This is a genomic window from Crinalium epipsammum PCC 9333, assembly GCF_000317495.1.
Classification (GTDB): Bacteria; Cyanobacteriota; Cyanobacteriia; order Cyanobacteriales; family PCC-9333; genus Crinalium; species Crinalium epipsammum.
In genome coordinates this window covers 4,153,012-4,166,267 of sequence record NC_019753.1, presented here as the reverse complement: position 1 = coordinate 4,166,267, position 13,256 = coordinate 4,153,012, and the positions used below count along the sequence as shown (strand labels likewise).

Genomic DNA, 13,256 nt, shown 5'->3' with positions numbered 1-13,256 from the left:
AAATATCTCCTTAGTTCGCGTTTATAAAACGCGAATTAATATTAATATATAAACTTATTGTCCTGTGTAGCTGACAAATAACATGAATGTGCGACAGCGTTGCTTTGATATTTCCCAAGCTTGTTGGAATCACGGTCAAAAGTCTCTCCGTAAGATAGCACAGGTTACACAAATTTCTAAAAGTAGTGTACATCGGCATCAACAAGCCATGAAGCGACGTGACCTACATCCAGAATCATATCTATGGGAGATACCAGAAGCTTATCAATGGTTGCGGCTATTAGTGTTTGCTACCCTCTATATTTTTGGGATTCAACAAGGGGTTGGTTGCGAAGCAATTTCTCGTTTTTTTCATATTCTACGATTGCAGAATGTCATCGGAGTTTCTCCCAGTAGCTTGCGCCGTATTGAAGCTCAGATGAGAGAGCAAATTCTCAACTACCAGGTACAGATGCAACAACAGTTGGAAAACCATTCAGCGCCGATTGAAGTCCGTGCGGGGGCTGACGAAACGTTCTTTCCTGAAGTTGTACTGGTATTGATGGATTTGGTTTCCGGCTACATTATTTTAGAAGATTATAGTACCGACCGCCAGTACCTCACTTGGAGCCAAAAAGCTAAGAGTGCGCTCAACAATTTGGGTACGACGGTGATAGTTAAATCTCTGGTCAGTGACCGCGCGAGTGCTTTAATTCAGTTGGCTGTGCATATGGGTTGTCTTTCCATCCCTGACCTGTTTCATGCCATGCGGGGTATTTCCAGAGTAATCGGTTGCCGTTTTGGTAACCGATTAAATCAAATTAAGAAACAGTTACGTACCCTACATAATCAAGCTTTAAACTACTCAGGACATAGCCAATCTATCCCTAAAAAACTAGCACAAAAAATTGCTGTTCTACAAGAGCAATATAACTTTTTATTAACTGGCAAGCTGGCTTACCACAATATATTGCATCAAATTACTTGTGCCGTTCATCCTTTTGCTATTGATGGTAGTGGGTTTCAAACTACAGTCGATGTCGCCACCATTCTTTATCAACAATTACCCCAGTTAGCGACGTTAGGATATACTTACCAAATTCCCAAGTTAGAAACAGCTATATCAACATTTAGCGGTCAAGTTAGTGCGATTGCTGCTGGAATTAACCTGTGGTGGCAATCTGTAGAAGAAAGTTTGCAGTTAGAGCAAGTTTCTCCCGACCTATCTAATTGGTTACTTGGTTATTTTTTACCCCATTTTTATTGGCTCTCAGTCATTAAACAAACTAAAAACCCTGCTTTAAAGGAAATTTATACTCAGGTATCAAGGCATTATTCAAGCCACTTATTGGAACATCCCTTAACCAGTAAAGTCTCTAAGAATGAATGGATACACTGGCGTTCTTGGGCGGAGCAAATGTCGGCTCAATTTCAACGTAGCTCTTCTGCCATTGAGGGACGCAATGGTTATTTATCTCGTATACATCATTGTGGACGCGGAATTTCTTCAAAGCATTTACAGGTGTTGACTGTTATTCATAACTTTGATATCCAACGAGCCGATAAGACCACAGCAGCACAACGTTTATTCAATCAAGAATTTCCCGCTTTATTTGATTGGGTAATCTCACAGATGGGTGACTTACCTTTACCCCGTAAATCTTACCAAATCATCTAGTTTAATTAACTAAATACTGAAATTTCACTTAATCTAATTGGTTTTCTTATTTCAACATTTAGGAATTACTGTTTCTAGCTGTTTGTAGTATTGTACTACACAATCTGGGCGATTGATTTCTCTTTCTTGGCATTTTTCCTGCCCAATCGCATTGTCATCAAGATTCCACTAACTGTCCCGCCTTAGATTGGTAGCCCAAAAGAGTTTGAAAAGTTACTAATTGAGGGCAAACGGTTAATCTTATAAGTTGTCTGTTTTGGGAGAGAGGAGAGAGGAGAGAGGGGAGGGAGGAGAGAGGATGAGAGGAATTAGCCGAAGGTTAATTGTTAATTGTTAATTGTTAATTGTTAATTGATTATGGCGGGACATAGTAAATGGGCGAATATTAAGCGCCAAAAGGCGAGGGTGGATGCTGTTAAGGGTAAAACGTTTACTCAGCTTTCACGAGCGATTATTGTAGCTGCTCGTAGTGGTATACCAGATCCAGAGGGTAATTTTCAACTGCGGACAGCTATTGAAAAGGCTAAGGCGGCGGGTATTCCGAATGATAATATTGATAGAGCGATCGCTAAAGGTGCTGGAACTTGGGATGGTGGTAGCGCCCAGTTAGAAGCAATTCGCTATGAAGGTTATGGCAGTGGTGGCGTAGCTATTTTAATTGAAGCATTGACAGATAATCGCAATCGTACTGCTGCTGATTTAAGGGTTGCTTTTAGTAAAAGAGGCGGTAATTTAGGCGAAACCGGATGCGTTGGCTGGATGTTTGAGCAAAAAGGTGTCTGTATTTTAGAAGGGATTCAGGAAGATGAGTTATTAGAAGCATCTGTGGAAGGTGGAGCAGAGTATTACGAGTTGATCGCAGATGAGGACGTTGAGGGCGCTGAGGTATTTACTGAGGTGGGTAATTTAGAAATACTTCAAAAAACTTTAAAAGCTAAAGGCTTTGATGTAACTGATGTAGAAGTGCGCTGGATACCTAATAATACAGTGGAAGTAACGGATATTGAGCTTGCGCGATCGCTTCTTAAACTTATAGATGCTTTAGAAGGGTTGGATGATGTACAAAATGTTACAGCCAACTTTGAAATGTCTGACGAATTAATGACAATGAGTGTAGCTTAAGTATTCTTCACAATTATAGAACCCCACCCCAGCCCTCCCCTTGCTAAGGGGAGGGAGCCAATTTTCCCCCGAAGCTGCGGGGGTAATTTGGACTTTTGCTCATTGATCTATTGTTAATTGTTAATTGTTCTTCGGTCTATTATAGAAAGTAGTACCTTACATCTAAACCACTTTGCAAACATTTACATTATTACATAAATATTATTACTCATTGTAGTTAGAAAACACAGAAAACAAAGAACGAACTGACAACGAGTGCGTTGGCGTGTTAGCGGAGCTATCCGAAGGAATCTCATTTTTTTTAAGCCCAGACAACTTCTTACAACCTTAAAAATCAAACATGAGCTTAACTATTGCGGGTTATAACATCATCGAAGTTCTTTACGAAAAAAGCGATATTATAGTTTATCGCGGTGTGCAAGAACTTGACCATTCATCAGTAATTATCAAAACCCTCAAATCTGAGTATCCCAAGCTTCAAGAACTCTCAAGATTAAAACATGAATATCAACTTCTCAGCCCTTTAGATATAGCAGGAATCCTTAAACCATCTACCCTGGAAAATTATCAACATGGTTTAGCCCTAATATTGTCAGATTTTGCCGGAAAACCACTAATTAACTTTATTAAGACCGAATACTTAAATCTTAATAACATATTACAAATCGCTATCCAACTTGCTGATACTTTGGCAGAGTTGCATCAACAGCAAATTATTCATAAAGATATTAATCCCTACAACATCCTGATTAATTCAGATCATCAAATTAAAATTATTAACTTTAGTATCGCCTCACAACTGTCTAGAGAAAACCCCACCTTAAGTCATCCCAACCAGTTAGAGGGAACTCTTGCTTATATGTCACCAGAGCAAACTGGGAGGATGAATCGTTCAATAGATTATCGAACGGATCTTTACTCTTTAGGTGTAACATTTTATGAAATGCTTACCGGACAATTACCCTTTCAATCTAACGATCCTTTAGAGTTAGTTCATTGTCATATTGCTAAAACACCTACACCACCTAGCGAATTAAATTCACAAATTCCGTTAGTAGTTTCTGACATAGTTTTAAAACTTTTATCTAAGACTGCTGAAGACAGATACCAAACAGCTTTGGGACTTAAAGCTGATTTAGAAGTTTGTCTAAAAATGCTGCAATCAGGTAATATTTCTTACTTTCCTATCGGGAAACTAGATAAAAGTAGTCAATTTTTCATTCCACAAAAACTTTATGGAAGAGAGACAGAAGTTGCCACACTTATAAATGCTTTTGTGCGCGTAGCGTCTCCGCAGGAGAAACGAGTTAGCTTAGGCGCATCTGAAATGATCCTAGTGAGTGGCTATTCAGGTATTGGCAAATCGGCATTAGTTAACGAAATTCATAAACCTATCGTTGGTAAACGGGGTTATTTTATCTCTGGTAAATTTGATCAATTTAAGCGGAATATACCTTACAGCGTTTTGATCCAAGCGTTTCAGGAATTGATCCGGCAGTTGTTAACAGAAAGTACTGAAAAAATAGCTCTTTGGAAATCAAAATTAATAGAGGCTCTCGGCGCTAATGGTCAAGTCATTATTGATGTTATTCCTGAAGTGGAATTAATTATAGATGAACAACCAAAAGTTCCTCAATTAGCACCAGCAGAAGCTCAAAACCGATTTAATCGAGTATTTAAACAATTTATCCATGTATTTTGCCAAGCGGAACACCCACTGGTTATTTTCATGGATGATTTACAGTGGGCAGATCTGGCATCTTTGAAGCTAATTGAGTTACTAATAACTGATAATGATAGTCAATATTTATTGCTAATTGGGGCATACCGCGATAATGAAGTAGAGGCAACGCATCCATTAATGTTGACCTTAGAAGATATTAAACAAACAGGTGCAGTTGTTAATAATATTTTTCTTAAACCTTTAAATATTACTCATGTTAATCAATTAGTGGGTGATACTCTTATTTCTGAGCAAGAAAATACCAAGCAACTCGCCGAATTAGTTTTTAATAAAACTCAAGGTAATCCATTTTTCCTAACGCAGCTTCTCAAATCTCTTTATCAAGATAATTTATTATGGTTTGATTTTTCCACAAAAAAATGGCAGTGGGATATTGAACGCCTGCAAAATATTGATATTACTGATAATGTTGTTGATTTAATGGTTAATCAAATTCAGAGATTAGCCCCAGAAACTATTAATATTCTCAAAATAGCTGCCTGTATTGGAGATAAATTTACTTTAGATATTTTGAGTATTGTCAATAAAACGTCTTTATCTGAAACAGCAATAGATTTATGGTCAGCGTTGCAAGCAGGATTAATTTTGCCTTTATATCAATCTTGTAATATACCGTTATTATTGGATGTCTCAAATACCAAAATTCGTGAGGGTGAACTGGTAACTAATATAGAAACCTTGCCGACAATATCTGTAGATTCTTCCCTATCCGCAATTACCTATAAATTTTTGCATGACCGTGTGCAACAAGCAGCTTATTCCTTAATTCCAGATGTAGATAAAAAACAAACTCACCTAAAAGTTGGTGAAATGCTGCTTAAGCATACTCCAGAAGCAGAGATTGAAGACAACATTTTTGAAATTGTTAACCACCTAAATATTGGTGTTGAGTTAATTAACCAGCAGCCTCAAAAAGATGAACTTGCCAAACTTAATTTAAGAGCGGGTAAGAAAGCAAAAGCAGCAACGGCTTATGAACCTGCTGTTAAATATTTATCAATAGGGCTAGAACTCTTACCCGAATCTAAGTGGGAAAGCCAGTATGATCTAACACTTGATCTGTCTGTAGAAACTACGGCAGCAGCCTATTTAAGTACAAACTTTGAGCAGGCAAAAATATTATCGGAAGTTGTCTTAAATAACGGAAAAAATCTGCTTGATAAAATTAAAATTTATGAAATTCAAATGCAGTTTCATATTCAGCAACACCAAATGCAACCTGCTTTAGAAATTGGGTTGCAAGCTTTACAGATGCTGGAAATTTCTCTGGTTCAAGAACGACCGAGAGAATTAAATGAAGAAGAGTTAGCCGCTTTGCCAGAAATGATAGATCTCCATAAGTTGGCGGCAATGCGAATCTTAATGAATCTCTGTGCCCCTACTTATGTTTTAGATCCTATCTTAAATCAGCGAGTAGCATTGACGATGGTTGCTCTCTGCAGTCAATATGGAACATCTCCAATTGCTGCTTTTGGATATGGGCTTTATGACTTAATGTTATGTGGTTTGCGAGACATTGACGCGGGATATAGAGCAGGTAAACTAGCACTGAGGTTACTAGACAAATTCAACGCTAATGAACTAAGAGCGAAAATATATGGATTGTTTTATGCTCATGCTAGTGTGTGGAAAGAACATTTAAAAAAAACATTAGCTCCTTTGCTTAATGGGATTCAAAGTGGATTAGAAACTGGAGATATAGAATGGGCTGGCTATAATACTTTCTACTATTGTGACCATTTATTGTTTATAGGAGAACCCCTGGAAGTAGTTGCTCAGAAGCAGGCTCAATATTTTGAGTCTATGCTAAAACGAAAACAAACTTTACAGAGTTATTACCTCAATATATGGAGACGATTAGTTTTAAAGCTCCTTAATAAGGCAGAAGAAAGATATAGTTTTCAGGACGCAGTAGTAACAGATGCAGAAATTCTGCAAGATTTGATTGCTGCCCAAAATCATATGTTTACTTTTGCTTCCTATCTTGCTAATGCAATTTTGTTTTATTTCTTAAGAGATTATGAACAGTCCATTGCTAATGCCTCCGCAGCAGTGATACACGCGGGTGGTGTATTTGGGATGATGATTAATGCACAACACAACTTTTACTACTCTCTTGCTCTCTTAGCTCAAGCTTCTAATCTATCAGTAATTGAACAAAAAGCAGCTTTATTACAAGTTAATCTTAATCAAGAAGTAATGAAAGAATGGGCGTTTCATGCTCCAGCAAATTACCAGCATAAGTATGATTTAGTAGGCGCTGAAAACGCACGAGTTCTGGGGCAATTTTTAGAAGCAATGGAACTTTACGATCGCGCGATCGCAGGAGCTAAAGAAAATGGATTTATCCACGAAGAAGCCTTGGCAAATGAACTTGCAGCAGAATTTTATTTTTCACGCAATCGAGATAAAGTTGCGAGAGATTATTTAAGCGACTCTTATTATAGTTATGTTCGTTGGGGCGCAGCAATCAAAGTTAAGCAACTTGAAGAAACCTATCCTGACATCTTCTCGAAACGATCTGAAAATACTATTAGCCAAACAACTAATAATACTAGCCATCATTATGAAACCCTCGACTTAGCCACAGTGATGAAAGCTTCACAAGCTTTATCAGGAGAAATTGTTTTAAACAATTTACTGACTAAGTTGATGGATATTGCTCTGGAAAATGCGGGCGCACAAACTGGATTTCTAATTTTAGAAAAATCAGGTCAATTAGTAATAGAAGCAGTCGGCGGAATAGATAGCAAGCTGCACATACAGCAGTCTCAACCCCTATCAAATAGTGAGTATTTACCAATATCATTAGTTAATTATGTAGCTAGAACTAATGAGAGCATTGTACTTAATAATGCTACTAAAGAAGGAGTATTTACCTCTGATTTATATATTATTAATCACAAACCAAAATCTATTTTATGTACACCAATTCTTAATCAAGGAAAACTTACAGGAATTCTTTATTTAGAAAATAATCTCACCATCGGAGCCTTTACACCAGATAGATTAGAAGTCTTACAACTATTATCATCTCAAGCAGCAATTTCAATTGAAAATGCCCGTTTATACTTTGATTTAGCAGAAGCAAATCGCACCTTAGAAACAAAAGTTTCAGAGCGGACATTAGAGCTACAACAGGAAATTATAGTACGCCAACTAGCAGAAGAAGCAGCAGGTTCTGCCAACCGAGCAAAAAGTGAATTTTTGGCTAACATGAGCCATGAACTAAGAACACCTCTTAATGGTATTTTGGGTTATGCCCAAATCCTTAAAAAATCTAAAACGACCTCAGAAAAAGACCGTAATGGAGTTGGGATTATTCATCAATGTAGCGAACATTTATTAACTCTAATTAATGATATTTTAGATTTATCCAAAATCGAATCTCGGAAAATGGAACTTAACCCAAGTGACTTTCATTTTCCGGCATTTCTAGAAAGTATTGCTGAAATTTGTCGTATTCGTGCTGAACAAAAAGGTATTAAGCTGATTTATGAAGTTGCGACCCCTCTGCCAAAAGCTATTATAGCAGATGAGAAACGGCTGAGACAAGTTTTAATTAACTTACTGGGAAATGCTGTTAAGTTTACAGAACAAGGTAGCGTAAATTTTAAAGTAAAAGTAATCGGTAAGGCATCATTAAACACGGGAGAAGATTTACCACTTACTAAGATTCGATTTCAAATAGAAGATACAGGTGTTGGGATTGCACCACAGCAATTGGAAGAAGTATTTTTAGCATTCCAACAGGTAGGGGAGCAAAAGCGTCAGACTGAAGGAACAGGACTAGGATTAGCAATTAGCCGTCAATTAGTTCAACTGATGGGCAGCGAAATTCAAGTAAATAGTACTTTGGGTAAAGGAAGTATTTTCTTCTTTGATGTAGATTTCCCTGAAGTTGTCTTAAATACTGATGTGAGTAACTTAACATACCGCAACATTGTGGGATTTAAAGGCAACAAGCGTCAAATTATGGTAGTAGATGATAAATCATCAAATCGCTCGGTATTAGTTAATTTGTTAGAGCCTTTAGGATTTGAAGTAGTTGAGGTATCTAATGGTTTAGAGGCTATTAAAAAAGCCTCGGAAGTGAAACCTGATTGTATATTAATGGATTTGGTAATGCCTGTAATGGATGGATTTGAAGCCACCCGTAGAATTAGGCAATTACCAGAATTAAAGGAAATTGTAATACTTGCAACGTCCGCAAGCGTTTTTAATTTTGATCGCAAGCAAAGTAGAGAAGTAGGTTGCAATGATTTTATTTCTAAACCCATTCAGGAGCAAGAATTATTAAAAAGAATAGAAACTTATTTGAATTTATCATGGATTTATGAAGAGTCTCAAGTGATAGTTCAAGAATCTAGTATTCAACAATCAACACTGAACGACTCTTTTATAATTCCACCACCAGAAGAAGTTGCTATGCTATTGGAACTAGCGATGAGAGGCGACCTTAGAGGGATTGGCAAACGTACCACTTATATAGAATCTTTAGGACAGGAGTTCATCCCCTTTGCCAATCATTTACGTCAACTTGCTAAAGCTTTTAAAGGTAAACAAATATTAGATTTTCTTAATCAATATAAATAAGAGGTATTAATGAACGGTGAGCCAATTAATCAAGGTGTCATTTTCCTAGTAGATGATATACCGACAAATTTAGAAGTACTTCTGGATGTTTTAGATGATTCTGGCTTTCAGGTTTTAGTAGCTGAAGATGGCGAAAGTGCTATAAAAAAAATTGAGTATGCCCAACCAGACTTAATTCTGTTAGATGTACTCATGCCTGGAATAGATGGGTTTGAAACTTGTAGGCGCTTGAAAGTTAATGAATCTACTAAAAATATCCCAATTATTTTTATGACGGCGCTAGCTGAAACAGTTGATAAAGTGACAGGTTTGAGTTTGGGAGCAGTTGATTACATTACTAAACCACTTCAGCATGAAGAAGTTTTAGCGCGTGTAAAAATTCACCTTCAGATCCAGCAGTTGACTAATCAATTAAAATATAAAAATGGTTGCCTAGAACAACTCACATCAGAATTAGAACAACGAGTAGAAGCGCGAACACAAGAACTTTCTAACTCTAATCAATTACTGCAACAGGAAATTAGAGAAAGACTAGAAGCAGAAGCAAAGCTTTTGGAACGTACCCGCCTTGCAGAATTAAATGCAGATATTGGGACTGCGTTGAGCCGTAATCATAATTTATCAAAAACTCTTCAGGAGTGCGCCGAAGCTGTAGTTAGAAATTTAAATGCAGCGTTTGTTCGCATCTGGACGCTTAATGAAGCTGATAATATGCTGGAGTTACAAGCTTCCGCAGGTATGTATACTCACCTCAACGGTTCCCATAGTCGGATACCTGTAGGCAAATATAAGATTGGTTGGATTGCTGAACAACGCCAACCACACTTGACGAATAGTGTGATTGGCGACCCAATGGTTAAAGAGCAAGAATGGGCGAAGCAGGAAAAAATAGTTGCTTTTGCTGGTTATCCCTTAATTGTTAACGGGCGGTTGTTTGGTGTAATAGCAATGTTTGCACGTCAATCATTACCAGCAATAACTTTAGAAGTAATGGCTGATGTGGCGAATAATATTGCTTTAGGTATTCAAACTAAGCAGACTGAGTTAGCGTTGCAAGAAAGCGAAGAAAGATTTCGCCAGATGGCAGAAAATGTTCGTCAGGTGTTTTGGATGACTAACAAAGATAGTAGTTCAATCATCTACATTAGTCCTGCCTACGAGAGAATGTGGGGTCGTAGCTGCAAAAGATTGTATGAAAACCCTCTAGCTTTTGTCGAGGCAATTCATCCAGAAGATCAAGAAAAAGTACTTGCTGCAATTAAAAAACAAATTAAGGGTGAGTATGATGAGGAATATCGGATTATTCAACCGAATGGCAATATTAGGTGGGTGCGCGATCGCGCTTTTCCGATCCAAAATGAAACAGGGCAAGTTTATCGCATTGTGGGTGTGACTGAAGATATTACAGATCGTAAACTTGCCGAATCAGAAATTCATAACGCTCTCGCGAAAGAAAAAGAACTTAATCAACTCAAATCACGCTTTATTACTATCGCCTCCCATGAGTTCCGCACACCTCTAACTACTATCTTGTCTGCTGCTCAAGCTCTCAGAGCTTACTTTCACAAGTGGACAGATGAAAAAAAATTCTCTTATTTGCAATATGTCGAAGATGCTGTTGGACACATGAGCGGCTTATTAAACGATGTATTAGTAATTGCGAAAGCCGAAGCGGGCAAACTAGAATTTAGTCCTGTAGAAATTGATTTAGTAAAATTTTGTAGCGAACTAACTGAGGAGATGCAACTTAGCGATCGTAATCAGCATAGGATCAACTTTATTATTTGCTCTAACTGCTTTGGCGTTTCAGCCAGTAGTGTCAGGGCTTATATGGATGAGAAATTACTTCGGCACATTTTTAGTAACTTACTTTCTAATGCTATCAAGTATTCCCCATCTGACAGTGCAGTGCAATTTAGACTGACTTGTGAAAATGATTATGCAATTTCTCAGATTCAAGACGCAGGTATAGGCATCCCGCCTCAAGACCAAAAACTACTATTTGACCCCTTTCATAGAGCGGAAAATGTTGGCAATATTCCTGGTACAGGGTTAGGGTTAACAATTGTAAAAAACTCTTGTTCTATACACGGTGGGAGCATCAGTGTAGATAGCGAAGTTGGAAAAGGGACAACATTTACAGTAATTTTACCCTTAAACTACCAAAGCAAAATCCATGAATAAAATTTTAGTGATTGAAGACGACAAGATAATTCGACATATTATTGTAGACATTCTAAAATATGAAAGTTACCAGACTTTTGATACTAATAATGGTAAAACTGGGATCGAGTTAGCATTGCAACATTTGCCTGATTTGATAGTTTGTGACATTATGATGCCGCAAATGAGCGGTTATGATGTTCTAAAAACTTTGCGTGAAAATACTTTAACGGCTACAATTCCATTTATTTTTATGACAGCTAAAGCTGATCATGATTCTATCCGTCAAGGCATGGAATTGGGCGCTGACGACTACCTGACAAAACCTTTTAAGAATAAAGAGTTAGTCGGGGCTATCTCTAGTAGACTTAAAAAAAAAGCTATTGTCAATCAACAGATTCAGCAAAAAATTGATGAATTGCGTTACAACTTAGCTGAACAAGCAGCATTACTCAATATTACAACTGACGCTATTATCGTTCAAGATTTATCTAACCATATTTTGTTTTGGAACAAAGGCGCTGAAAAAATCTATGGGTGGTTACCAGACGAAACTTTGGGTAAAAATGCTTTACAAATTTTGTATAAGCCAGGTTCAAATCAACTAGAAATTACTCAGCAAACGATTAGCACAATTGGTGAGTGGCAAGGAGAATTATATCAAATTACCAAAGCTGGTGTTGAGGTTATTGTTGCAAGCCGTTGGGTATTAATGCGCGATCAACAAGGGCAACCAAAATCAATACTTACTGTATCGACCGATATCACCGAGAAAAAGCAACTAGAAAACCAATTTTTCCGCGCTCAACGGTTAGAAAGCCTGGGAATACTTGCTGGGGGTATTGCTCATGATTTGAATAATGTGTTGACACCAATTATGATGTCTGTTCAACTCTTACAATCGAAAATTAGCGATGTTCAAAGCATAAAATGGTTGACAATCTTGGAAATAAATGTTAAACGTGGCGCTGATTTAGTTCAACAAGTGTTATCTTTTGCACGTGGAATGCAAGGTGAGCGAGCCCTCATTCAAATCAATCATTTAATCAATGAACTTAAGCAATTTGCCTCAGAAACTTTTCCTAAATCTATAAGAATTTATACAAATGTAAAATCTTCTCTAGAAGCTATAGTTGGAGATGCTACACAACTACATCAAGTTTTGTTAAACCTCTGCGTCAATGCCCGTGATGCTATGCAGGAGGGAGGAACTTTAACAATTGATGCCGAAAATATTTATCTTGATGAACACTATACTCGGATGAATATTGATGCTCATGTCGGTAACTATATTGTGATTACAGTATCAGATACAGGCATTGGTATACCTAACGATATTATGGAGAAAATATTTGACCCATTTTTTACGACAAAAGAGGTGGGTCAAGGTACAGGGCTTGGTCTTTCAACAGTGATTGGAATTGTTAAAAGTCATGGAGGTTTTGTCAAAGTAAAGAGCGAAGTTGGTAAGGGTACACAGTTTAAAGTGTATTTGCCAGCAACGGGAACAACAGCAACAAGTGAGGATTCTAATTTAAGTCAATTAGTACAGCAAGGGCAGGGAGAATTAATTCTTATTGTTGAAGATGAAGATAGTATTCGTGAAATTACCAAAACATTATTAGAAAAGAATGGTTATCAAGCAATAACGGCTAATGATGGTATGGACGCAATTGCTTTATATACACAATATAATTTTAAATTTGATGCAGTTATACTCGATATAATGATGCCGTCAATGGATGGGTTAACGACTATCCGCGTCCTTGAAAAAATTAATCCACAAGTTCAGATTATAGCTGTTAGTGGGCTTACGTCTAATAAAAAAGTTATGGAACTTAAAAGTTCTTGTGTTAAAGCTTTTTTGCCTAAGCCATATACTTCCAATGAATTGTTAGAGCAATTACATCAGGTATTGAGTAAACCCAAAACTCTTGTGTAAGAACTCAGGAGTCAGAAGTCAGCTTTTGCGTT

At 37.3% G+C, this 13,256-nt stretch carries 5 protein-coding genes; all 5 read left to right on the top strand.

From position 1 onward, the window contains the following. Nucleotides 1–82: 82 nt before the first annotated feature. Nucleotides 83–1,657, top strand: a complete 1,575-nt coding sequence (locus CRI9333_RS27415; RefSeq protein WP_015180084.1) for a DUF6399 domain-containing protein — start codon at nucleotides 83–85, stop codon at nucleotides 1,655–1,657. Nucleotides 1,658–2,014: 357 nt separating this feature from the next. After that, nucleotides 2,015–2,779 (top strand): YebC/PmpR family DNA-binding transcriptional regulator, encoded by a 765-nt coding sequence (locus tag CRI9333_RS18095; protein ID WP_015204622.1) that lies wholly within the window; start codon nucleotides 2,015–2,017, stop codon nucleotides 2,777–2,779. Nucleotides 2,780–3,119: 340 nt separating this feature from the next. Next, nucleotides 3,120–9,119 carry a hybrid sensor histidine kinase/response regulator gene (locus tag CRI9333_RS18090; RefSeq protein WP_015204621.1) on the top strand — a complete coding sequence of 2,000 codons (6,000 nt, stop codon included), beginning with the start codon at nucleotides 3,120–3,122 and terminating at the stop codon, nucleotides 9,117–9,119. Between the two features lie 9 nt (nucleotides 9,120–9,128). Continuing rightward, on the top strand, nucleotides 9,129–11,303 hold the full coding sequence (locus tag CRI9333_RS25120) for an ATP-binding protein (RefSeq protein ID WP_015204620.1): 2,175 nt from the start codon (nucleotides 9,129–9,131) through the stop codon (nucleotides 11,301–11,303). Beyond that, complete coding sequence (locus CRI9333_RS18080) at nucleotides 11,296–13,224, top strand: ATP-binding response regulator (RefSeq protein ID WP_015204619.1); 1,929 nt, start codon at nucleotides 11,296–11,298, stop codon at nucleotides 13,222–13,224. The genes CRI9333_RS25120 and CRI9333_RS18080 overlap by 8 nt, the downstream gene beginning before the upstream one ends. The last annotated feature ends 32 nt before the right edge of the window (nucleotides 13,225–13,256 follow it).

Bases quoted from the DNA above. Each gene is read 5' to 3' on its own strand.
- CRI9333_RS18080 (WP_015204619.1), top strand. From the start codon at position 11,296: ATGAATAAAATTTTAGTGATTGAAGACGACAAGATAATTCGACATATT.
- CRI9333_RS18095 (WP_015204622.1), top strand. From the start codon at position 2,015: ATGGCGGGACATAGTAAATGGGCGAATATTAAGCGCCAAAAGGCGAGG.
- CRI9333_RS18090 (WP_015204621.1), top strand. From the start codon at position 3,120: ATGAGCTTAACTATTGCGGGTTATAACATCATCGAAGTTCTTTACGAA.
- CRI9333_RS27415 (WP_015180084.1), top strand. From the start codon at position 83: ATGAATGTGCGACAGCGTTGCTTTGATATTTCCCAAGCTTGTTGGAAT.
- CRI9333_RS25120 (WP_015204620.1), top strand. From the start codon at position 9,129: ATGAACGGTGAGCCAATTAATCAAGGTGTCATTTTCCTAGTAGATGAT.